This window comes from Pantoea phyllosphaerae (assembly GCF_051025595.1).
Classification (GTDB): domain Bacteria; phylum Pseudomonadota; class Gammaproteobacteria; order Enterobacterales; family Enterobacteriaceae; genus Pantoea.
Window position 1 is genome coordinate 32,745 of the sequence record NZ_JBPFDE010000015.1, and the last position, 21,084, is coordinate 53,828.

Consider the following 21,084-nt stretch of genomic DNA (forward strand, 5'->3'; position numbering starts at 1 on the left):
GCGCAAAAAAGCAAAAAAAACCCCGCCATCATGGCGGGGAAGACAGGGATGGTGTCTATGGCAAGGAAAACAGGGATACTATGTTACTGGTTACTGCTGGTACTACTCACTGCTTGCAGCGATGAAGCCGACTGCAAAGTTGAGAGCTTGCGCAGCTCGGCGAGCCGCCGCTCATAATTCTTCTGCAACGCGGCCTGCTGATCCGGCGTAAGCAGGTGATACATCTGGTTGCGAATGCGCGCCATCTCGACATGCTGTTCAATTTGCGCCTGAGCGATTTTCTCAGCCTGGGCGCGGATAGCCGCTTCGTTAAAAGTGTCCGCCGTAATCAGTCCATGCATGTTTTCAATATCGCCGATGCTGACAGGGGAGCGTTCGTATCGCGCCTGCGCCATCAGGTCTCGCATCTGTTGACGCTGCTCTTCCGTCAACTCAATGCCGTCGAACATGTGGCTTTGCGGATTTTGCGTCATACTGCCTGTCGTCAATCCGCCGTGATGCATTTCGTCAATCGTCGTCGTGTCTGCCACTCCTGCGCTGGCGTGATTGAGAACCATCGCTGAGGCAATGACGACGGCGGTTACTGTGCGCATCATTTACTCCAGTCCGTTCCGTTTTGCGATTCAACGAGGACCAGTGTACGGCGACAGCTGCAAACATCCGTCAGGGGGTGTAAAACTACGTAAAGCGTTGGATTGACAAGTCAGGAACACGGTATTTTGCCTGCGGAGGGCAATAAAAAATGAATAAAATCCTGTTGGTTGACGATGACCGCGAATTGACTTCGCTGCTTAAAGAACTGTTAGAAATGGAAGGGTTTGAAGTAGTGGTAGCCAGCGACGGCGAACAGGCGTTAAGCCTGCTGGATACCTCTATTGATTTGCTTTTACTCGATGTGATGATGCCAAAAAAGAATGGTATCGACACGCTGAAAGAGCTACGCCAGCAACATCAGACGCCTGTTATCATGTTAACCGCGCGCGGAAGCGAGCTGGATCGCGTGCTGGGGCTCGAACTGGGTGCAGATGACTATCTGCCTAAGCCGTTTAACGATCGTGAGCTGGTGGCGCGTATACGCGCGATTTTGCGCCGTTCCAACTGGAGCGAACAGCAACAGCAGCACGACAGCAGCTCGCCGACGCTGGAAGTGGACTGCCTGCGCCTGAACCCAGGCCGTCAGGAAGCGAGTTTCGACAACCAGACGCTGGATCTGACCGGCACCGAGTTCACCCTGCTCTACCTGCTGGCGCAGCATCTCGGCCAGGTCGTCTCGCGCGAGCACCTGAGTCAGGAGGTACTTGGCAAGCGTCTGACGCCGTTCGACCGCGCTATCGATATGCATATCTCCAACCTGCGTCGCAAACTGCCTGAGCGCCGCGACGGTCATCCCTGGTTTAAAACCTTGCGCGGCCGCGGCTATTTGATGGTTTCGGCTTCATGATTGGTAGCCTCACCACCCGCATCTTCGCCATTTTCTGGCTCACCCTGGCGCTGGTGTTGATGCTGGTATTGATGGTGCCCAAGCTGGATTCCCGCCAAATGGCCTCGCTGCTCGATAGCGAGCAGCGCCAGGGCACCATGATTGAACAGCATGTCGAACTGGAACTGGCGCAGGATCCGCCCAATGATTTGATGTGGTGGCGCCGGCTCTCGCGCGCTATCGACAAATGGGCGCCCCCGGGTCAGCGCCTGCTGCTGGTCACCAGCGAAGGCCGCGTCATTGGCGCGCAGCATAATGAAATGCAGGTGATCCGCAATTTTATCGGACAGTCCGACAATGCCGATCATCCGCAGAAAAAGAAGTATGGCCGTATTGAAATGGTCGGTCCCTTCGCAGTGCGGGACGGCGAAGATAACTATCAGCTCTATCTGATTCGACCAGCGAACAGCTCGCAGCTCGATTTTATCAATTTGCTGTTTGACCGGCCGCTGCTGCTGCTGATCGTCACCATGCTTATTAGCTCGCCGCTGCTGCTGTGGCTGGCCTGGAGCCTGGCGCGTCCGGCACGCAAGCTTAAATATGCGGCGGATGAAGTCGCCAGCGGTAATTTGCGCCAGCATCCGGAACTGGAGTCGGGGCCGCAGGAGTTTCTCGCCGCGGGCTCCAGCTTCAACCAGATGGTGAGCGCGCTCGAACGCATGATGACCTCGCAGCAGCGTCTGCTGTCAGATATCAGCCATGAGCTGCGCACGCCGCTGACGCGTCTGCAGCTGGCCACGGCGCTGCTGCGCCGTCGTCACGGCGAAGGCAAAGAGCTGGAGCGGATCGAGATGGAAGCGCAGCGTCTGGACGGCATGATCAACGATCTGCTGGTGCTGTCGCGCACCCAGCACAAGAACGCGCTGGTCAGCGAGGCGATGAAGGCAAATCAGCTCTGGAACGACGTGCTGGAAGATGCAAAGTTCGAAGCTGAGCAGATGGGCAAGCAGCTCGATGTGCCCTATCCGCCCGGCCCATGGCCGCTTTACGGTAACCCGCATGCGCTGGAGAGCGCGCTGGAGAACATCGTGCGCAATGCGCTGCGCTACTCGCACTCGCATATCAGCGTCAGCTTTTCGGTGGATATCAGTGGCCTGACGGTGCACGTTGACGATGACGGCCCGGGGGTCAGCCCAGAAGATCGCGAGCAGATATTCCGTCCCTTCTACCGCACCGACGAGGCGCGCGACCGCGAGTCAGGCGGCACGGGGCTTGGTCTGGCGATTGTCGAAACCGCTATCCAGCAGCACCGCGGCTGGGTGAAGGCCGACGACAGCCCGCTCGGCGGCCTGCGCCTGACGCTCTGGCTGCCGCTCTACTCCTCCAGCCGTCAATAATTTGCTATGCTTCGGCCCCTGTTATCGGGGGCCTTATGCTTAACATCGTCTTATTTGAACCAGAAATCCCGCCGAATACCGGCAATATTATTCGCCTCTGCGCCAATACCGGCTTTCAGCTGCATCTGATTGAACCGCTTGGTTTCGCATGGGACGACAAGCGGCTGCGCCGCGCCGGTCTCGACTATCATGAATTTACCGCGATTCAGAAGCATGCAGGCTATGAGGCGTTTCTGCGCGCCGAGCAGCCCGCACGGCTGTTTGCGCTCACCACCAAGGGCACGCCAGCGCACAGCGCAGTGAGCTACCAGGCGGGCGACTATCTGCTGTTTGGGCCGGAGAGCCGCGGACTGCCCGCCGGGATCCTCGACGCGCTGCCGCCCGAGCATAAAATTCGCATCCCGATGCGTGCGGAGAGCCGCAGCATGAATCTGTCGAATGCGGTATCGGTGGTGGTGTATGAAGCCTGGCGCCAGCTCGATTACGCAGGCGCGCGGCTCAGTTAGATTCCGTCGCCGAACTCAAAACCCGGCACGGTGCCGTTGAAGTGTTGATCCATGTCCATTGAGGGTTTGTCGCTGGCCGGTTTGCCGACGATGCGCGCCGGCACGCCTGCAGCGGTGGTATGCGGTGGCACAGGCTGCAATACCACCGAGCCTGCGCCGATCTTCGCGCCGCGTCCGACCTCAATATTGCCGAGGATCTTCGCCCCTGCGCCGATCATCACGCCTTCGCGGATTTTCGGATGGCGGTCGCCGCTGGTTTTGCCGGTACCGCCCAGCGTCACCGACTGCAGGATCGAGACGTCGTTCTCCACGACCGCCGTTTCGCCGATAACGATGCCGGTGGCGTGGTCAAGCATAATACCGTGGCCGATGTTCGCCGCCGGATGGATATCCACGGCGAAGGAGACGGAAATTTCGTTCTGCAGATAGACCGCTAAGGCGCGACGCCCCTCGTTCCACAGCCAGTGGCCAATGCGATAGGCCTGCAGCGCATGAAAGCCTTTCAGATAGAGCAGCGGCGTGGAGTATTTATCGACCGCCGGATCGCGCTGGCGTACCGCCTGGATATCGAGCGCGGCCGAGGCGATCATCGAAGGATCCTGGCGATAGGCCTCTTCGACGATTTCGCGAATGGCGATAGCGGGCATAATGGGATTGGCGAGCTTGTTGGCCAGCATATAGCTCAGGGCGCTGCCGAGATTTTCGTGTTTCAACAAAGTCGCATGATAAAAGCTGGCCAGCATCGGCTCGCAATCGGCCAGCGCGCGCGCTTCCGCTTTGATGTTGTTCCAGACCAGCTCTAACTCATCAGACGACATTGCAGTTTTCTCCCAAAAAAAAGCGCCTGAATGGCGCTACAGGTGACGATGCTGCGCATCCCGCATCAGCCTGAACCGTTTTCATCCTTCCTTGTACGGCCTAACAGGCTCAATGCTGCCTCTCGCGCTGGCTTTCCGCAATAGAGCACCTGATAGATTTGCTCGGTAATTGGCATTTCAACGCCGACACGCTCTGCCAATGCCTTGACTTCCTTGGTGTTTTTATAGCCTTCTACAACTTGTCCGATAATGCGTTGCGCATTGTCCACCGCTTCGCCCTGGCCCAGCATCAGGCCGAAACGGCGGTTGCGCGACTGATTATCGGTACAGGTCAGCACCAGATCGCCTAAGCCGGCCATGCCCATGAAGGTGGTGGCATCGGCGCCCAGCGCGGCGCCGAGACGACTCATTTCCGCCAGGCCGCGCGTGATCAGCGCGGTACGCGCATTTGCGCCAAAGCCGATGCCGTCGGAGATGCCTGCGCCGATGGCAATGACGTTTTTCACCGCGCCGCCAAGCTGCACGCCGATAAAGTCAGGATTGTTGTAAACGCGGAAGCTCTTGCCGCAGTGCAGCTTTTGCTGCAGCTCTTCGGCGAAGGTAGCATCGGTCGCTGCCAGCGCGATCGCGGTCGGCAGGCCCGCCGCCAGCTCTCTGGCGAAGGTCGGCCCCGAGATGACTGCGAGCGGCGTCGCGTCGCCAAGGATGTCACGCGCCACATCCTGCAGCAATCTTCCGGTCTCTCTCTCCAGCCCTTTGGTCGCCCAGACGATGCGCGACTCAGCGCGCAGATGCGGTTTAATCTGCTGCAGCACGTCGCCAAACACATGGCTCGGCACCACCACCAGCAGATCGCGGCTGGCCGCAATGGCGCGGGCCAGGTCGGGCTCAAGCTCAAGGTTGTCGGGGAAAGGTACGTCGGGGAGAAAAGCGCTGTTGCAGCGTTCGGCCTGCAGCTGCGCCAGATGCGCGGGATTGTGACCCCACAGCAGCACGGGATGGCCGTTGCGGGCTAAGGTAATGGCCAGAGCGGTGCCGTACGAGCCGGCACCGATGACGCTAATCGAAGCGTGTGTAGTCATCAGGCATCCTGATGTTGTTCGGCACCTTCGCCTTGCTGCTGCAGGTAGTTCATGAACAGCGCGTCAAAGTTTACCGGCGCCAGGTTAAGCTGCGGGAAGGTGCCACGTGACACCAGGCTGGTGATGCATTCGCGCGCGTACGGGAACAGGATGTTCGGGCAGTAAGCACCCAGGCAGTGCGCCATCTGCGTGCCTTCAATGCCGCTGATGGTGAAGATGCCCGCCTGCTGAACTTCGCACAGGAATGCGGTTTCTTCGCCAACGCTGGCGGTCACGGTCACGCGCAGTACCACTTCATAAACTTCGTCAGCCAGCTGTGATGACGCAGTATCCAGATCCAGCTTCACTTCCGGCTCCCACTCTTTCTGGAAGACCTGCGGCGCGTTCGGCGCTTCAAAAGAAACGTCTTTGGTGTAAACGCGTTGAATCTGGAATTGCATTTCGTTGGTGTTTTGTTCTGACATCTGACTAAGTCCTGTGAGTTGAAAAATCCTGCGCCGCTCTTACGCCTGCAGTAGCGGATCCAATCCTTCACGACTGTCCAGCGCGTAAAGGTCGTCGCAGCCGCCAATGTGCTGCGCGTCAATGAAAATCTGAGGCACGGTGGTGCGGCCGCTGCGTTTGATCATCTCTTCGCGTTTCGCGGCGTTCCCGTCGATCGGGATCTCCTGAAACAGCACACCTTTTTGACTCAGCAGCGCCTTCGCCCGGTGGCAGAAAGGACAGGTCGCCTTGGTGTAAATCTCAACGTTAGCCATGTTACGTACCTCGGTAGATGTTATTTTCCGCGCACCAGCGGAAGGTTGTCTCCGCTCCAGCCGCTGATGCCGTCTTTCAGAACGGTCACCTGGCTAAAGCCGGCGGCGCTCAGTTTTTCAGCCGGCTCGCTCGCGCTCTGGCCGGTGGCGCACACCACAATTATGGGCTGAGCTTTATGCTTTTCCAGCTCGCCGAAGCTGCCTTTTTTGATGTCTGCCGCCGCAACGTTCAGGGCGCCCGAAATATGTCCTCTGCGGTAATCGTCACGCGACCGCACGTCCACTACTACCGCCTCTTCTTTGTTAATCAGGCGGGTCGCTTCGCCGCGGCTGATAACTTTCACTTTAGAAAACATGCCTTTAAAGGTGGTAACAATCACCAGCACCAGTAAAACGACCCATGCCAGACTAAGGATGGTGTGATTGCTTGCAAACTGCATAATTTCTTGCATGAGGGGTAAAGACTCCAGACCGGGCTAATTAAGCTAAAAACAAGGGTTCTGAGTATACCTGCGCCACTTCTCATGTACAGACGCTAAGCGGCCAGAGTGACGATTTGTGCGTCATTTTCCAAAAAAAATTGCCGTACCGCAAAAATGGCACAACCCTTATTCGGTATCAGGATAAAGACCGACATCTTTGGAAAAGGAAATCCCGTGGCGTTGCGCTGGTAAGCGGCTGTTCATCGTGGAATAATCACTGGCCTATGAAGGGAAAAGCGACTGTTTTAGCCAAAAGGACTCGTCACAGCGGAAAGAAACGCCCGTTGCCTGCACACCTGTCCACCCTCACCTTCAGCCTGCTTTGCGCGGGCGTTCTGTTATTGCCTGCGGCCGCGCACAGCGCCGATGACAGCAAATCGCAGCTGAAATCCATTCAGCAAAATATCGCCGAAAAAGAGAAAAGCGTTAAGGCGCAAAAGCTTGCGCGCAGCAAGCTGCTCGATCAGCTGCAGAGCCAGGAAAAGATCATTGCACAGGCCAGCCGTCAGCTGCGCGAAACCCGCAACAGCCTGAACGCGCTCAGCCGCGAAGTCAGCCAGCTCACCGCCTCGATCGCGCGGCTTGAAAAGCAGCAGGCGCAGCAGGAAACCCTGCTGGCTCAGCAGCTGGATGCGGCTTTCCGCCAGGGCAAGCATAACGGCGTACAGCTCCTGCTGGGCGGCGAAGAGAGCCAGCGCAGCGAACGTATTCTCGCCTACTTCGGCTACCTCAACGACGCGCGCCAGCAGAGCATCGATGCGCTGCAAAAAACGCGTCAGACGCTGGGTGAGCAAAAAGCGTCGCTGGAGCAGAAACAGCAGCAGCAAAAAACGCTGCTGGCCCAGCAGCAAGGTCAGCAGGAGAAGCTGCAGCAGGCGAGCACGGCGCGCAAGAAAACGCTGAGCGAACTGGAAAACGCGCTGGAAAAAGACCAGGCCGATCTGGTGGAGATGCGGCAAAACGAAAGCCGCCTCCAGGATAAAATCGCCCGGGCCGAACGCGAGGCGCGAGAGCGTGCGGCGCGCGAGGCGCGGGAAGCAGAAAAAGTGCGTCAGCGTCAGGCGCAGGCGAAAGCCAAAGGCTCAACTTACCAGCCTACCCAGAGCGAGCGCGAACTGGTGGCGCGAACCGGCGGCCTCGGCCGCGCAGGCGGCCAGGCGCTGTGGCCGGTGCGCGGTCGTATCGAACATCGCTTCGGCGAACAGCTTCAGGGCGAACTGCGCTGGAAAGGGCTGGTAATCGATGCCCCGGAAGGTGCTGAAGTCAAAGCGATCGCCGACGGCCGCGTGCTGATGGCCGACTGGCTGCAGGGTTACGGGCTCGTCGTGGTGCTGGAGCACGGCAAAGGCGATATGAGTCTCTATGGCTATAACCAGAGCGCGCTGGTCAGCGTTGGCGCCCAGGTGAAGGCAGGACAGCCTATCGCCCTGGTGGGCACCAGCGGCGGACGCGGTACGCCGTCGCTCTATTTTGAAATCCGACGTCAGGGACAGGCTGTTAATCCACTCCCGTGGTTAGGAAGATAAGTGTTTTTTCAACGTCGCCATCTCGCCGCCGCTATCGGCGGACTGCTGTTAAGCTGCGCTGCCCATGCGGGCAAACTTGCCATCGTTATCGACGACTTCGGCTATCGCCCTTCTGAAGAGAACAAAGTGCTACAGATGCCCGCCGCGATCTCCGTCGCGGTGCTGCCTGACGCGCCCGGCGCGCGCCAGATGGCAACGAAAGCGCATCAGGGAGGCCATGAGGTACTGATTCATCTCCCTATGGCGCCGCTCAGCAAACAGCCGCTGGAGAAGGATACCCTGACGCCGGAGATGAGCAGCGAAGAGATCGCGCGCATCCTGCGCAGCGCGGTCAATAATGTGCCTTACGCCGTCGGCCTGAACAACCATATGGGCAGCAAAATGACCTCCAGCCTGCCGGGCATGGTAAAGATGATGCAGGCGCTTAATCAGTACAATTTTTACTTTCTCGACAGCATGACCATCGGCAACAGCCAGTCGGTGCCCGCTGCGCAAGGTACGCACGTGAAGGTGCTGAAGCGTCGCGTCTTTCTGGACGACAGCCAGGATATTAACGCGATTCGCCAGCAGTTTACGCGCGCCGTGAAGCTGGCGCAGCGCGACGGCTATGCCATCGCTATCGGTCATCCGCATCCCAATACGGTGCGCGTGCTGCAGCAGATGCTGCCGACGCTGCCTGCCGATATTACGCTGGTGCGCCCGAGCCAGCTGCTGAACGAACCGCTGCACGGCGCGACGTCGCCAGCGAAACCACAGCAGCCGCCGCGTCCGCATAAACCTGGCTTCCAGCCGCCAGGCATATGCAAAGTGCAGCCGCAGCCGGTTCCGGCGACCAGGGCGCTTGATGTATTATGGAAAAGTATTACCTCCAGTTTGCCAGTAGCCACCATCAGGCAGCTGTTTTAGTATTGGTTTGAAAAGGTAATAAAGGTTTCCCTGGCTTGTTATCTGTTGCGCCTTCCCTGTAATGAATGCGCAATTTCTCATGCCAGGGAAGTTTATCTCTCTTTCTTTTTGTGAATACCCGCTTTTGCCAATGAAACCGAAGAAAAAAATATATCTCATCAACGCCGTTATCGCACTTTACTCGCTTTTTAACGGGCACAGGAAGAAACCTGCGTTAAGCCGGAATCAAGAGTTCAAACGTATCGCCATTTATTCCACCACGGCGTTGGGCGATCTGTTATTTAACACACCTGCTATTAAGGCAATAAAAAAGCGCTATCCACAGGCAAAAATTCTCTTTGTTACCAGCCAGAAAAACAGCGCACTTGTACAGGGAAGCCCGTGGTTTGATCAGGTTGAGATCTGGGATAATAAAATAAAAAACATGCACAAGCTGCTGAAAAAGCTATGGGCATTCAAACCAGAAATTACTTTTATTTTGCACGCCAATATTTACTACGATATCTTATGTGCGAAATTGTCCGGATCCACCTATATCGTACGTGACAATTTCTTAATGGAGCCTAAAGTATTGAACCACTGGCTGGATAGCTACTCACAGCCAGAAGACACGCATATCATTCAACGAAAGTTAAATATGCTGGCGCCTTTAGGCTGCGATACAACCGACATTAACATGGCATTTCCGCTGAAGATCGCTATGCCACCCAAACCGCGAGAAAAGCGCCGTATCGGCTTTCAAATGGGAGCCTCCAAGCCCGACCGTTGCTGGCCGGTAGGACGTTTTGTACAACTGGCTACATTAATTCTGGCCGCAGATCCGCAGGCAGAGATCGTATTAACCGGCACGCGTCAGGATGCGGGGCTGGAGCAGGAATTTATAAAGTTATTACCTGAGGCGCTGCACAGTAGTATTACTTCTCTGATCGGTAAAACCAGCCTGCTTGAGCTCATCCAGCAGATCGGCACCTTTACACTGCTCGTCACCGGCGATACTGGCCCGTTGCATCTGGCTATAACGGCGCAAACCCAGACGCTTAGCCTTTATGTAGGTGCTAATCCACGCCACACTGGCCCTTATCAGGATCCACATCTGCATAAAACTATTCGGATAGAGCCACAGGCTGAGGATGACGCGACGCTTCCGTTGCGGAAAATTAGCGCTGAATCCGTTTTTTTACAGATTCAGCCACTGTTGCATTTCCAAAAACGTTAGTTCTGAAGCCTGCGCTGACCAGGACGACGACCAGCCATAACAACCGCCAGAGGCAGCCAGAATAGCATCCAGGACTCACTGGGAGAGCCAATAACGAACATACCTTGTGTAATAAAGAACATTACTGAAAAACAGTAGAGCATCGCTTCCAGCGCCATCTCTTCGTGGAAGCGCCGCCACGCGCAGCCTAATCCTGCGACAGTAACGCCTGCCAGCAATATCAACCCAACAATACCGCCTTTTAACAGCGTGCCAAAATAAACGCTGTGTGCCGTTGTTACCACTGCTCCCAGGCTATTCGTGAATGAGAGTGTCTTATCAAAGCCCCAGCCAAACCAGGGTCTTTGCTTAGCCATTTCAAGGGTATGTTCCCAGATACCGAAACGCACATAGCTCTGCTGGTAGGCATCAATTAAACGCTGGGAATACTCTCTGCCATAACCTGTGAAATAAAAAAAGAGGCCAATAACGATTAAACAGGAAATGGTGGAAAGAATATGCCGCAAATGAATATGTTTATATTTAGCAAAGAGTAAGAATGAGGAGACGATTAGCGCCAGCAGCGGCCCGCGGCTTTGCGTAAGTAACAGGCCAATAAACAGCAGCGATGCGGGCAGATAAGACCAGTGTTTACCACTCTCACGCGCGATGATCAGTGCACTAATAATGCCAATAGCGAAATATCCGCCCAGATCGATGACATTGCTGGGTGCGCTAAAAAATCCGTTCTCGAGGCGGCCGATCAACAGTGTGCTTTTATCAACAAAAATAAACGTCAGGATTAGTAGCGTAAAAGTGGCAGCAAAGATGATTGAGTGCACCGTCAACACACCGTAGTTTTTTATCAAGTGGTTAATCGACAGTATAAAAAAGAGGATATAGATGCTATGTTTCAAGGCAGAGGAGAAATCCCCCTTCGTGTTGCTCCATAAGGTACTCAAGCTAAAGTAAAGCAGGAAAATACTAATGAATATCAGCGGCGCCTTTGAATCCTGAATAAGTATTTTAAAACGCTGTCTGTCAGCTAAAAAAACAACGATCATTAATATTAACGACAGATAAAAAAAGTTATTAACTTTACCTTGAGAAGGAAATAGCGGCATCAAAAATAAAAATACCATAAACGAAAAGGAGGCTATTTTCGCTATCAACATACGTCGGGATTCAGAGATCATTCAGTGATACCTTTTTGAAAATTTCGCTTTCCAGCGCACTGTCTGGTGACAAATTATAGACCACGATATTTTCCTCTTTCATTATCCGACTGGCATGTAAGAATGAAGGTTTTATTAATGACAAGAAACAGCTTTCAAGCAGGCTGGGCATAACATCACTTTCACTTTCGTAAAAGCGCGGTGAGGAAAAATTATTCATATCTACACCGGCAATTAAGATCGTTTTCGCGCCCAAATAACAGGCGATTTGTAATGCCCAGTAAGCGACCGTTCCGGCATCAATGACTCCGCACCGGATATCTCGACAAAAACCGATTTGGCTATTTGCAGGATCAACGACTAGCCCGGAGATAATCGAGCTTTTTGCAGCATAATCAGCAGGTTTAATCAGTGGTTGATAAATCTTATGTCGAACATCTTCAACAATGGCAAGCCGACACTTAACAGCCTCGTAACCCAAGGCGCAGAAAATATCATGCAGGCACTGAACGGTAATAAACAGTAGTAAATCACTGTCCTGGATAATCTGACTAACTATCTCTTGCCGATCTGCGACAAAATCACGGTCAACAATAACGTAATAGTCAAATTTAATGCGATCGCGCAGGTGATAAGCGCCATTAACGCCCAGCGAGCTAAACTGCGACAGCTTTTGCGCATCCAGCGTCTTTACCGACGGTCCGGTCGCCACAATGGTCAAAACATCGCGATGGCTGGCGCGCAGCGCCGATAAATCTTCAATAGCAACGGGCCGGCCTTTCCAGACCAGCGAACTAATGTGCCCTTCTGGCGCACGCTTTATTTTTACGTGCGGCCATAAATTTTCATTGTGCCGGTAACCGCGAGGATGGGTATAACGGTAAATCTGTTTCCAGAGCGATCCCATTCAAAGTAATTCCCTGAGCTTAACAAAAACCTGATCGGCACCCATCGAATCCATATTACCATTGCTGGCTTTTAGTGCCTGCTGATTCTGACCATATCCCCCGATCAGTCCCGGATCCGTCGGCCCATAGAGCGTGATATTGGGGCGATCGAGCGCCGCAGTCAGATGGCTTAAGCCAGTATCTACCGATACCACCACCTTTGCGCCGGCCAGCTCGCGCGCTATCGCTTCCAGCGTCATTTTTGGCAACACGTCAACATAATCAAAGCCTTCCGCCAGACGTTGCGCACGCTGATGCTCATGCTCGGCGCCCCAGGGCAGCCTGATACGCAGCCCCGCAGGTTGCAACAGCCCGATCAGCTCGCGCCAGTGGCTTTCCGGCCAGTGTTTGTTGTCGCGCGTCGTGGCATGGAGAAACACCAGATAGGGAGCGATTTCCTGCGGCACGTCGCGCAGGAAGTGGGCGGCGATAGCGTAGTCGCCCTGAGTTTGCGGCTTCTCGTAGCCAAGGCTCTTCGCGAACAGCTCGCGCGTGCGCTCTACCGCATGCTGCTTTTTATCAATCTCATGGCGCTGGTCGTACCACCAGCTGGCGAAGGGTTCGCGCGCGCTGCGGCTGTCCTGGCCATGCTTGACGCCTTTGGCGAGGCGGGTCACCAGCGCGGCGCTTTTGATCAGCCCCTGGGCGTCGATCACCACATCATACTGACGCGACTGCAAATCTTGCTTGAAGCGCACCCGCTCTTCGCGCTGCTGGCTGCCGAACCAGTGTTTGCGCCAGCGGCGAATGGCAACTGGCAAGACTTTATCCACCGCCGGATGCCAGGAGGGGATCTGGGCGAAATTCTCTTCGACTACCCAGTCGAAGCGAATGCCGGGGATCGCCTGCATGGCGTCGGTTAAAGCGGGAAGCGTATGAAGCACATCGCCCATCGACGACGTTTTAACGATCAGGACGTGCATGCCGTCTCCTGCGGATGAGCCAGCAGTTCGCTCAGTTCCTGATAAACGCGCTGCGGCTGGATGTCGATCAGGCTCTGATGGTAGCCCTGTTCGGCGTCGCCTTTGCGCACCTTATGGTAGCCGGTAATCAGGCGGATAATGCGCACCTGCTTTGAAAGCGGCGGCGTGAAATCTGGGCTGCTTGGGCCGTACAGCGCCACCAGCGGCCGGTTAAGCGCGGCGGCGATATGCATCAGGCCCGAATCGTTGCTGACCACGGCGTCGCAGCGCGCAATCAGGATAACTGCCTGCTCAAGCTGCGTTTCGCCTGCCAGATTGCGGCAGTAGTGGCGTGCCTCAGCGGGCAGCGCCGCGATAATCTCTTCGCCGCATTCGCGATCTTTTGCTGAACCAAACAGTACCACCTGTTTGCCTTCGGCAATCAGCTGCTGCGCCAGCGCGGCATAGTGATAGTGCGGCCAGCGCTTCGCCGGACCAAACTCCGCGCCCGGGCAAAAGCCGATCAGCGGCCGCTCCGCCGGGATCTGAAACTGAGCGGAAGTTTCGATTTTCTCCTGGTCGTCTACCTGAAGCTGCGGCCAGAGCAGCGGCTGTGGCAGCTGCTGCGCTGAAGCGACCGGCGCGTCGCAGGCCAGCGCGATATAGCGCTCCACCATCAGCGGAAACGCCGCCTTATCCAGCACGCGCACATCGTTCAGCAGGCCATAGCGCATCTCGCCGCGCCAGCCGATGCGGCGTTTGATTCCGGCGAAAAAAGGGACCAGTGCGGATTTAAATGAGTTCGGCAGCACATAGGCGCGATCATAGCCGCTGGCGCGCAGCGATTTGCCGATGCGCCGACGCTCGCCGAGCGCCAGCGCGCCGTGCCCAAGCGGCATCGCCAGCGCCTGATTCACCTCCGGCATGCGCGACAGCAGCGGACGGCACCAGGCCGGCGCCATCACATCAATCACGGCGTCCGGATGCTGAGCCTTAAGAGTGCGATAGAGGCTTTGCGACATCATCATATCGCCGACCCACGATGGGCCAATAACCAGAATTTTCATCGCGGGTACGCGTTCCTTATGCGCTGCGGTTCAGCCAGGCCATATACTCGGCCACGCCCTGCGCAACGGTTTTAAACGGCTTGTCATATCCGGCGGCGCGCAGGCTGGTAAGATCCGCCTGAGTATAGGCCTGATAGCGGCCTTTTAGTTTTTCCGGGAAGGGAATGTACTCAATTTGCCCTTTCTGGTGGAATTTCAGCACTGCGTCCGCCACTTCCTGGAACGATTCGGCGCGGCCGGTGCCGCAGTTATAGATACCGGAGATCTTGTTTTCCCAGCACCACAGGTTGACCGCGACCACATCGTCTACGTGAATAAAGTCGCGCTGGAAGTGCTCGCTGCCTTCAAACAGCTTAGGGTTTTCGCCGTTGGCGATCTGCGTGTTGAGATGAAATGCCACGCTCGCCATGCTGCCTTTGTGGCCTTCGCGCGGGCCGTAGACGTTGAAGTAGCGGAAGCCGCACACCGGCGAATCCGCTTCAGGCAGGATCTGGCGCACATAGTGATCGAACAGCATTTTAGAGTAGCCGTAGACGTTCAGCGGCTGCTCATATTCGCGCTTCTCGATAAAGTTATCGTTGCGGCCACCGTAGGTGGCGGCGGAGGAGGCGTAAAGAAAAGGAATTTCGCGCTCAAGACAGTAGTGCAGCAGATCTTTTGAGTACTGATAGTTATTGTCCATCATGTACTTGCCGTCCCACTCCGTGGTGGCGGAGCAAGCGCCTTCATGGAATACCGCCTCGATCGGACCGAAATCCTCGCCCGCTGCGATGTAGGTCAGAAACTCCTCTTTATCCATGTAGTCGCTGATATCCAGATCGGCCAGATTGACGAACTTGGTGCCGTCTTTCAGGTTGTCGACGACCAGAATATCGCTGATGCCGCGATCGTTAAGCGCCTTGACGATATTGCTGCCAATCATTCCTGCGCCGCCAGTGACGATAATCATGTGCTCTACCTTTAAACGTTGGGGCATGAAACAGGCGGTTTCACGCGCTAATGTCTCACATCATAACATTTCATCACGGAGCAGACAGCCAGATGACTCCGACACGCCGCCGCCTCCGCACTCTCTGACGTGAACTATGCTGCAAAATTAACATTCTCCTGGTGGATTTATCGTTAGCACCCTTCTTCTTCAGTAAGATGTGCCGAATTTATGCCATCTGAGGAGAACAATGATGACAGCGCAGTTTTATCAGCAGATCCGCAAGCAGCTGGACACAGCGCACCAGGAAGGGTTGTTCAAACAGGAGCGCATTATTACCTCCGCGCAGCAAACCGATATTGAGGTCGGCCAGCAGCAGGTCATTAACTTCTGCGCCAATAACTACTTAGGGCTGGCAAACCATCCGGCGCTGATTCAGGCGGCGAAAGAGGGCATGGAAACGCACGGTTTCGGCATGGCCTCAGTGCGCTTTATCTGCGGCACGCAGGACACGCATAAGCAGCTGGAGAAAAAGCTGGCGGCGTTTCTCGGCATGGAAGATGCCATTCTCTACTCCTCCTGCTTCGACGCCAACGGCGGCCTGTTTGAAACGCTGCTCGACGCGGAAGACGCGATTATTTCCGACGCGCTCAATCACGCCTCGATTATCGACGGCGTGCGGCTCTGTAAGGCGCAGCGCTATCGCTACGCCAATAACGATATGCAGGCGCTGCGCGCCTGTCTGGTCGAGGCGCGGGAGAAAGGCGCGCGCCATATTCTTATCGCCACCGACGGCGTCTTCTCTATGGACGGGGTGATCGCCAACCTGCGCGGCATCTGCGATCTCGCCGACGAGTTCAATGCGCTGGTGATGGTGGATGACTCCCATGCGGTGGGCTTTGTCGGCGCGGCCGGTCGCGGCACGCATGAATATTGCGACGTCATGGATCGCGTCGACATTATTACCGGCACGCTGGGTAAAGCGCTGGGCGGCGCATCCGGCGGCTATACCGCCGCTCGCGCCGAGGTGGTGGAATGGCTGCGCCAGCGCTCACGTCCCTATCTCTTCTCTAATTCGCTGGCGCCGGCGATCGTTGCCGCTTCCATCCGCGTGCTCGACCTGTTGAGCGAGGGCGACGGTCTGCGGCAGCGCCTGTGGGACAACGCCCGCTTCTTCCGCGACAAGATGACGGCGGCCGGTTTTACCCTGGCGGGTGCCGATCACGCCATTATCCCCGTGATGCTGGGCGAGGCGAGCGTGGCGCAGGAATTCGCCCGTTTGCTGCAGCAGGAGGGCATTTACGTTACCGGCTTTTTCTACCCGGTGGTGCCGCGTGGCCAGGCGCGTATCCGCACGCAGATTTCGGCGGCGCATACCCAGCAGCAGCTGGAGCGTGCGGTCGAGGCTTTTACCCGCATTGGACAACAGCTTGGCGCGATCGCCTGAGGAGCTCTGCATGAAAGCGTTAGCCAAACTTCACGCCCGGGAAGGCATCTGGATGGTGACCGATGCGCCGATCCCGGAACCGGGCCATAACGATTTGCTGATCAAGATCCGCAAAACCGCCATCTGCGGCACCGACATCCATATCTACAACTGGGATGACTGGTCGCGCAAAACCATTCCGGTGCCGATGATCGTCGGCCATGAGTATGTCGGCGAAGTCGTCGCCATCGGCCAGGAGGTGCGCGGCTTCAGCATCGGCGATCGCGTCTCCGGCGAAGGGCATATTACCTGCGGACACTGCCGCAACTGTCGCGCCGGCCGCACCCACCTGTGCCGCAATACGATTGGCGTCGGCGTCAACCGACAGGGCTGCTTTGCTGAATATCTGGTGATCCCCGCCTTCAACGCCTTCCGTATTCCCGACAATATTTCCGACGAGCTGGCCGCGATTTTCGATCCCTTCGGCAATGCGGTGCATACCGCGCTGTCGTTCGACCTGGTGGGCGAAGATGTGCTGATCTCCGGCGCCGGCCCTATCGGCATTATGGCGGCGGCGGTGTGTAAACATGTCGGCGCGCGCAACGTGGTGATCACCGACATCAACGACTATCGCCTTGAGCTGGCGCGCACCATGGGCGTGACGCGCGCGGTCAACGTGGCGCATGACGATCTGCGCGCGGTGATGCGCGAGCTGGGCATGACGGAAGGGTTCGACGTGGGGCTGGAGATGTCCGGCGCGCCGCCGGCGTTTCGCACCCTGCTGGAGGTAATGAACCACGGCGGGCGTATTGCCCTGCTGGGCATCCCGCCGGGCGAGATGGCGATCGACTGGAATCAGGTGATCTTCAAGGGGCTATTTATTAAAGGCATCTACGGCCGCGAAATGTTTGAAACCTGGTACAAGATGGCGGCGCTGATTCAGTCAGGGCTCGATCTGACGCCCGTGATCACGCACCGCTACGCTATCGACGACTTCCAGCAGGGCTTCGATGAGATGCGCTCTGGACGTTCAGGGAAAGTGGTACTGAGCTGGGACTAAGATTTGACGCCTCTTCCGTTCCAGCCATCCGTTTTTCAGCTGTCTGTAAAACCTGGCGCTATCAGCGCCAGGTAGTGTTCGCACACCACTCGCGTATCGTAAGCGGAAAAATCAGCCTGCGTCAGGTCAGGCGGCTGCTGGTAAATCCTCAGCATCGCATTTGCCAGCGAAACGGGATTAAGATCGGCCAGACCGCGCCCCAGCTCGCCCTGCAATAATGAAACCGGGCCGCCTGGACAGCGCGTGCTGACTACCGGCGTGCCGCACAGCATCGATTCGATCAACACGTTGCCAAAGCCCTCGCTGTCGGAGCTAACCACTAGCAGACTGGCGCGTGACATCCAGGCGTAAGGGTTGTCAGAGAATCCCTGAAAAATCACACGCTGCTCAATACCTAGCGCTTTCGCCTGCGCGCGCAGCGACTCTGTTTTTTCCACGCTTCCTTTGCCCAGCAATACCAGCGGTATCGCCAGATTAGTCAGCGCATAGGCCTGCAGTAGGCGGTCATGGCGTTTTGTTTCATGGAATCGGCCAACGTGCAGAATAAAATCGCTAGCGGGCGAGTTAAGCGGTGCTTGCGCCTGCGCTCTAATGGCCGCAATGTCGAACGGATTTGCGATGACAGCTTCGCGGCGCAGGCTAACGCCAAACGCGCTTTTCAAATCCTCCAGCGCATAGGCGGAAACACCAATAACATTACGTTGCTGATAAACTCGCTGGATCTTACGTGCCTTGATCCAGCGAGACAGCCCGCTACGGTGCCCCAGATAAGACGCAGAAAAAACGCCATGCAAACAGAACCAGCTATTCTCTGCCTTTATAGCGGCGCAGCGCCTGACGATGCGGTCAGTCTTATGCAGATGCGAAACAATCAGATCAAATTGACCGCCAGTGCGCTCTGCTGTTTGCACCGCTTTACCCAGCTGGCGTGCCCGGCGACCCAGCTCCGTTAGCTTACGCAGGGGATGACGGCAGCGATCTTCAATGACCTGATAATCCACGCCTGCAGGCAGCGCATATTCACAAACCTTGCGCAACGAGAACAGAGAAACACGGTGTCCGGCAGCCAGTAGCCCCGCCACCAGCGTTATCACCACTTTTTCTGCACCGCCGCCGGGCAGGCCATCGATCACCATCAGGATGCGTTTTGACAAAATACTTCCTTATTGACTGAAAAAAGTCCGCCATTTGCCCGGCTATAGTACGGAAGCGCTGACGAGCAGTAAATCGCGCCGATACCTGCTTAACCATTACGTAACACTTTGCGCCAGCCTGCGGCCAGGCGTACTATTACGCCTTTGCCGGGCGTTCAGGAAGACACTATGACACAGCCATCATTCCTTATAACTATTGATACTGAAGGCGATAATCTCTGGCGCAACCATCGCACCATTACTACGCGCAATACGGCATTCTTGCCGCGCTTTCAGTCGCTGTGCGAACGTTTTGGCCTGAAGCCAACCTGGCTTACCAACTACGAAATGGCGATTGATCCTGCTTACGTAGAATTCGCTCGCGATGTGATTGCCCGTAATCAGGGCGAAGTGGGTATGCACCTGCATGCCTGGAACAGCCCGCCGGAAGTGCCATTAACTGATGATGACTGGCGCTGGCAGCCCTACCTGATTGAATACCCTGATGACGTACTACGCGCCAAAGTCGTCTTTATGACGCAGCTGCTGGAAGAAACATTTCAGATCAAAATGCGCAGCCACCGTGCGGGCCGCTGGGCTTTTGACGAGCGTTATGCCGCCGCGCTGACGGAACTGGGCTACCTGATAGACTGCTCTGTTACACCGCGCGTCAACTGGCGCTTTAACCGCGGCGCACCGCAGGGTAACGGCGGCACGGACTACACGCATTTTCCCCGCCATGCCTATTTTATCGATCCCAGCGACATTTCTCGTCCAGGTCATTCGCCTTTACTGGAAGTGCCAATGAGCATTCAGTATAAATATTCTCCACTGATGAGCGCTTTTAAACAGGGAATCTATAAGCTGCGCGGCAAGCAGCGCAGCCCGGCGGTTTACTGGCTGCGCCCTTCCGGCGGCAACGTGGCGAGTATGAAGCGCGTCATCGAGCAGTCGCTGGCAGAAGGTCAGGATTACGTTGAGTTTATGCTGCATTCGTCGGAGTTTATGCCGGATGGTAGCCCAACGTTTAAAAATGAGCAGGACATTGAACGTCTTTATGAGGATCTGGAAGCGCTCTTCAGCTGGGTCGGCCCGCGCTTTAAGGGACGCACGCTGACGGAATATCACGCCAGTTTTACGCAGACTCACCGCCACAATTAGACTAACCGCATGAAGTGCGCTTAAAAAAGCTCACCAGCCTCCATAATAATCCGGACGTTCTTAACCCACCCTATTATGCTATGGCTGGTGTTAAAGGATGCGGTCAGAATTTCGAAAGCACTAACTAAAAAAACAGAGCTTATGTCTTTATCTTCAACTCCACCGCTGCTCAGCATCATCTCTCCCATGTACAACGCGGGTGAGATGTTCGATGCCTTTATGCAGTCGCTGCTGGCGCAGACGCTGACCTCGCTGGAAATCATTATCGTCGACGACGGCTCCACCGATGATTCCGGCGCGCGCGCCGAGGCGTATGCCGCGCAGCATGCCCATATCAGGGTTATTCATCAGGAAAACGGCGGCGTATCGCGCGCGCGCAATGCCGGACTGCGCGTCGCGCGCGGCAAGTACGTCACCTTTCCCGATTCAGATGACACCATGCGGCCCGAGATGTATCAAACGCTGGTAGAGATGGCGGAACAGGACGATCTCGACGCGGCGCAGTGCAACGCCGAATGGTTTTTCCAGCGCGACCAGCGCACCAAACCGATGATCCCGCTGGAACGCCTGCGCAGTACGCCGGTGCTGGGCGGCGCCGCCTGGCTGAATACCGCGCTGAAAACCCGGCGTTACCTGCATGTGGTCTGGCTGGGCATCTACCGCCGGTCGCTGATCGAGCAGAAGCAGCTCTGGTTCGAGCCAGGCTTGCATCACCAGGATATTCCCTGGACCACCGAATTTATGTTCAACGCGCGGCGCGTACGCTATACCGAACAGGTGTTCTATCGCTACTACCTGCACGACGCCTCGATCAGCAACCGCAAGCGTACCGGCCAGCGCAACGTGGAGTATCAGCGCCACTACCTGAAGATCGCCCGCATGCTGGAGGAGATTAACGCGCGCTACAAAAAGAGCGTGACGATCTACCCGGCTTTTCATGCGCAGATCACGCACGAAGCGCTGAGCGTCTGCCACTGCGTGCGCCGCGAGCCCGACCCGGCCGCGAAACAGGCGATTATCCAGGATATTTTTGCCAGCAAGACGCATCTGCGTATGCTGCGCAACGCGCGCGGCGTTAAACAGTGGTATCAGCTGCTGCTGTGGCTGAGTCGCCTCTGGCGCTGGCGAGACAAATAACCGCCGCCGCAGGTTTCCCCTCCGAAGGGTTTGCCCTACAATCGCCTCACTGAAAATT

General features: G+C 56.3%; 22 protein-coding genes. 10 read left to right on the plus strand and 12 right to left on the minus strand.

Going from position 1 to position 21,084, the window contains the following annotated elements; all coding sequences use genetic code 11:
* Positions 1-83 precede the first annotated feature (83 nt).
* Positions 84-593: a cell-envelope stress modulator CpxP gene (cpxP, locus tag ACR6A7_RS17575; protein ID WP_434126418.1), complete on the minus strand. Its 510-nt coding sequence runs from the start codon at positions 591-593 to the stop codon at positions 84-86.
* A 149-nt stretch (positions 594-742) separates the two neighbouring features.
* On the opposite strand from cpxP, the gene cpxR reads away from it, so the two are divergent.
* Genes cpxR through trmL form a run of 3 tightly spaced genes read left to right on the plus strand, consistent with a single transcriptional unit; the run spans position 743 to position 3,323 of the window.
* Positions 743-1,441, plus strand: coding sequence for an envelope stress response regulator transcription factor CpxR (gene cpxR, locus ACR6A7_RS17580; protein WP_033754385.1), 699 nt, complete (start codon positions 743-745; stop codon positions 1,439-1,441).
* On the plus strand, positions 1,438-2,817 hold the full coding sequence (gene cpxA, locus ACR6A7_RS17585; protein ID WP_434126419.1) for an envelope stress sensor histidine kinase CpxA: 1,380 nt from the start codon (positions 1,438-1,440) through the stop codon (positions 2,815-2,817). The genes cpxR and cpxA overlap by 4 nt, the downstream gene beginning before the upstream one ends.
* A gap of 35 nt (positions 2,818-2,852) precedes the next feature.
* A complete protein-coding gene (trmL, locus tag ACR6A7_RS17590; RefSeq protein ID WP_434126421.1) occupies positions 2,853-3,323 on the plus strand; it encodes a tRNA (uridine(34)/cytosine(34)/5-carboxymethylaminomethyluridine(34)-2'-O)-methyltransferase TrmL in 471 nt (156 codons plus the stop codon).
* Here trmL and cysE read toward each other — a convergent pair.
* The 5 genes from cysE to ACR6A7_RS17615 all read right to left on the minus strand — a co-directional run bounded on the left by cysE (position 3,320) and on the right by ACR6A7_RS17615 (position 6,433).
* Positions 3,320-4,141: a serine O-acetyltransferase gene (cysE, locus tag ACR6A7_RS17595; protein ID WP_033754376.1), complete on the minus strand. Its 822-nt coding sequence runs from the start codon at positions 4,139-4,141 to the stop codon at positions 3,320-3,322. The two genes, trmL and cysE, sit on opposite strands and share 4 nt — an antisense overlap.
* Positions 4,142-4,206: 65 nt before the next feature.
* Positions 4,207-5,223 carry an NAD(P)H-dependent glycerol-3-phosphate dehydrogenase gene (gpsA, locus tag ACR6A7_RS17600; protein ID WP_434126423.1) on the minus strand — a complete coding sequence of 339 codons (1,017 nt, stop codon included), beginning with the start codon at positions 5,221-5,223 and terminating at the stop codon, positions 4,207-4,209.
* Complete coding sequence (gene secB / locus ACR6A7_RS17605; RefSeq protein WP_434126424.1) at positions 5,223-5,687, minus strand: protein-export chaperone SecB; 465 nt, start codon at positions 5,685-5,687, stop codon at positions 5,223-5,225. Before secB ends, gpsA begins: the two co-directional genes overlap by 1 nt.
* Positions 5,688-5,726: 39 nt before the next feature.
* The gene (gene grxC, locus ACR6A7_RS17610; RefSeq protein ID WP_434126426.1) at positions 5,727-5,981 is read right to left on the minus strand and encodes a glutaredoxin 3; all 255 of its coding nucleotides are present in this window, start codon (positions 5,979-5,981) and stop codon (positions 5,727-5,729) included.
* A 20-nt stretch (positions 5,982-6,001) separates the two neighbouring features.
* Positions 6,002-6,433: a rhodanese-like domain-containing protein gene (locus ACR6A7_RS17615; protein WP_033754365.1), complete on the minus strand. Its 432-nt coding sequence runs from the start codon at positions 6,431-6,433 to the stop codon at positions 6,002-6,004.
* Between the two features lie 254 nt (positions 6,434-6,687).
* Here ACR6A7_RS17615 and envC point away from each other — a divergent pair, with 254 nt between their 5' ends.
* The 3 genes from envC to ACR6A7_RS17630 all read left to right on the plus strand — a co-directional run bounded on the left by envC (position 6,688) and on the right by ACR6A7_RS17630 (position 10,111).
* Positions 6,688-7,989 (plus strand): murein hydrolase activator EnvC, encoded by a 1,302-nt coding sequence (envC, locus tag ACR6A7_RS17620; protein WP_434126428.1) that lies wholly within the window; start codon positions 6,688-6,690, stop codon positions 7,987-7,989.
* A complete protein-coding gene (locus ACR6A7_RS17625; RefSeq protein ID WP_434126429.1) occupies positions 7,990-8,895 on the plus strand; it encodes a divergent polysaccharide deacetylase family protein in 906 nt (301 codons plus the stop codon).
* Between the two features lie 61 nt (positions 8,896-8,956).
* Positions 8,957-10,111, plus strand: a complete 1,155-nt coding sequence (locus ACR6A7_RS17630) for a glycosyltransferase family 9 protein (RefSeq protein WP_434126430.1) — start codon at positions 8,957-8,959, stop codon at positions 10,109-10,111.
* Here ACR6A7_RS17630 and ACR6A7_RS17635 read toward each other — a convergent pair.
* The 5 genes from ACR6A7_RS17635 to rfaD are packed head-to-tail and all read right to left on the minus strand — an operon-like array spanning position 10,108 to position 15,130.
* Positions 10,108-11,286: an O-antigen ligase family protein gene (locus ACR6A7_RS17635; protein ID WP_434126431.1), complete on the minus strand. Its 1,179-nt coding sequence runs from the start codon at positions 11,284-11,286 to the stop codon at positions 10,108-10,110. The two genes, ACR6A7_RS17630 and ACR6A7_RS17635, sit on opposite strands and share 4 nt — an antisense overlap.
* Positions 11,276-12,172, minus strand: coding sequence for a WaaZ-like lipopolysaccharide core biosynthesis protein (locus ACR6A7_RS17640; protein ID WP_434126432.1), 897 nt, complete (start codon positions 12,170-12,172; stop codon positions 11,276-11,278). Before ACR6A7_RS17640 ends, ACR6A7_RS17635 begins: the two co-directional genes overlap by 11 nt.
* Entirely contained in the window at positions 12,173-13,135 is a 963-nt protein-coding gene (gene rfaC, locus ACR6A7_RS17645; RefSeq protein ID WP_434126433.1) for a lipopolysaccharide heptosyltransferase RfaC, read from the minus strand.
* On the minus strand, positions 13,123-14,181 hold the full coding sequence (rfaF, locus tag ACR6A7_RS17650) for an ADP-heptose--LPS heptosyltransferase RfaF (RefSeq protein WP_434126434.1): 1,059 nt from the start codon (positions 14,179-14,181) through the stop codon (positions 13,123-13,125). Before rfaF ends, rfaC begins: the two co-directional genes overlap by 13 nt.
* A gap of 16 nt (positions 14,182-14,197) precedes the next feature.
* Positions 14,198-15,130 carry an ADP-glyceromanno-heptose 6-epimerase gene (rfaD, locus tag ACR6A7_RS17655; RefSeq protein WP_434126436.1) on the minus strand — a complete coding sequence of 311 codons (933 nt, stop codon included), beginning with the start codon at positions 15,128-15,130 and terminating at the stop codon, positions 14,198-14,200.
* Positions 15,131-15,362: 232 nt separating this feature from the next.
* Between rfaD and ACR6A7_RS17660 the strand changes: the two genes are divergently transcribed.
* Both ACR6A7_RS17660 and tdh read left to right on the plus strand, forming a co-directional pair.
* The gene (locus ACR6A7_RS17660) at positions 15,363-16,556 is read left to right on the plus strand and encodes a glycine C-acetyltransferase (protein WP_434126437.1); all 1,194 of its coding nucleotides are present in this window, start codon (positions 15,363-15,365) and stop codon (positions 16,554-16,556) included.
* 10 nt (positions 16,557-16,566) lie between these two features.
* Positions 16,567-17,595 (plus strand): L-threonine 3-dehydrogenase, encoded by a 1,029-nt coding sequence (gene tdh, locus ACR6A7_RS17665; protein ID WP_434126439.1) that lies wholly within the window; start codon positions 16,567-16,569, stop codon positions 17,593-17,595.
* 35 nt (positions 17,596-17,630) lie between these two features.
* On the opposite strand, the gene ACR6A7_RS17670 is transcribed toward tdh, so the two are convergent.
* Entirely contained in the window at positions 17,631-18,749 is a 1,119-nt protein-coding gene (locus tag ACR6A7_RS17670; protein WP_434126440.1) for a glycosyltransferase, read from the minus strand.
* A gap of 168 nt (positions 18,750-18,917) precedes the next feature.
* Here ACR6A7_RS17670 and ACR6A7_RS17675 point away from each other — a divergent pair, with 168 nt between their 5' ends.
* Both ACR6A7_RS17675 and ACR6A7_RS17680 read left to right on the plus strand, forming a co-directional pair.
* Positions 18,918-19,889, plus strand: a complete 972-nt coding sequence (locus ACR6A7_RS17675) for a polysaccharide deacetylase family protein (protein WP_434126442.1) — start codon at positions 18,918-18,920, stop codon at positions 19,887-19,889.
* 141 nt (positions 19,890-20,030) lie between these two features.
* The gene (locus ACR6A7_RS17680) at positions 20,031-21,026 is read left to right on the plus strand and encodes a glycosyltransferase (protein WP_434126443.1); all 996 of its coding nucleotides are present in this window, start codon (positions 20,031-20,033) and stop codon (positions 21,024-21,026) included.
* The last annotated feature ends 58 nt before the right edge of the window (positions 21,027-21,084 follow it).

What these genes read in the sequence shown, in the direction of transcription:
- cpxP (WP_434126418.1), bottom strand. Translation starts at nt 593, where the DNA reads ATGCGCACAGTAACCGCCGTCGTCATTGCCTCAGCGATGGTTCTCAAT.
- cpxR (WP_033754385.1), top strand. Translation starts at nt 743, where the DNA reads ATGAATAAAATCCTGTTGGTTGACGATGACCGCGAATTGACTTCGCTG.
- cpxA (WP_434126419.1), top strand. Translation starts at nt 1,438, where the DNA reads ATGATTGGTAGCCTCACCACCCGCATCTTCGCCATTTTCTGGCTCACC.
- trmL (WP_434126421.1), top strand. Translation starts at nt 2,853, where the DNA reads ATGCTTAACATCGTCTTATTTGAACCAGAAATCCCGCCGAATACCGGC.
- cysE (WP_033754376.1), bottom strand. Translation starts at nt 4,141, where the DNA reads ATGTCGTCTGATGAGTTAGAGCTGGTCTGGAACAACATCAAAGCGGAA.
- gpsA (WP_434126423.1), bottom strand. Translation starts at nt 5,223, where the DNA reads ATGACTACACACGCTTCGATTAGCGTCATCGGTGCCGGCTCGTACGGC.
- secB (WP_434126424.1), bottom strand. Translation starts at nt 5,687, where the DNA reads ATGTCAGAACAAAACACCAACGAAATGCAATTCCAGATTCAACGCGTT.
- grxC (WP_434126426.1), bottom strand. Translation starts at nt 5,981, where the DNA reads ATGGCTAACGTTGAGATTTACACCAAGGCGACCTGTCCTTTCTGCCAC.
- ACR6A7_RS17615 (WP_033754365.1), bottom strand. Translation starts at nt 6,433, where the DNA reads ATGCAAGAAATTATGCAGTTTGCAAGCAATCACACCATCCTTAGTCTG.
- envC (WP_434126428.1), top strand. Translation starts at nt 6,688, where the DNA reads ATGAAGGGAAAAGCGACTGTTTTAGCCAAAAGGACTCGTCACAGCGGA.
- ACR6A7_RS17630 (WP_434126430.1), top strand. Translation starts at nt 8,957, where the DNA reads ATGAATGCGCAATTTCTCATGCCAGGGAAGTTTATCTCTCTTTCTTTT.
- ACR6A7_RS17635 (WP_434126431.1), bottom strand. Translation starts at nt 11,286, where the DNA reads ATGATCTCTGAATCCCGACGTATGTTGATAGCGAAAATAGCCTCCTTT.
- ACR6A7_RS17640 (WP_434126432.1), bottom strand. Translation starts at nt 12,172, where the DNA reads ATGGGATCGCTCTGGAAACAGATTTACCGTTATACCCATCCTCGCGGT.
- rfaC (WP_434126433.1), bottom strand. Translation starts at nt 13,135, where the DNA reads ATGCACGTCCTGATCGTTAAAACGTCGTCGATGGGCGATGTGCTTCAT.
- rfaF (WP_434126434.1), bottom strand. Translation starts at nt 14,181, where the DNA reads ATGAAAATTCTGGTTATTGGCCCATCGTGGGTCGGCGATATGATGATG.
- rfaD (WP_434126436.1), bottom strand. Translation starts at nt 15,130, where the DNA reads ATGATTATCGTCACTGGCGGCGCAGGAATGATTGGCAGCAATATCGTC.
- ACR6A7_RS17660 (WP_434126437.1), top strand. Translation starts at nt 15,363, where the DNA reads ATGACAGCGCAGTTTTATCAGCAGATCCGCAAGCAGCTGGACACAGCG.
- tdh (WP_434126439.1), top strand. Translation starts at nt 16,567, where the DNA reads ATGAAAGCGTTAGCCAAACTTCACGCCCGGGAAGGCATCTGGATGGTG.
- ACR6A7_RS17675 (WP_434126442.1), top strand. Translation starts at nt 18,918, where the DNA reads ATGACACAGCCATCATTCCTTATAACTATTGATACTGAAGGCGATAAT.
- ACR6A7_RS17680 (WP_434126443.1), top strand. Translation starts at nt 20,031, where the DNA reads ATGTCTTTATCTTCAACTCCACCGCTGCTCAGCATCATCTCTCCCATG.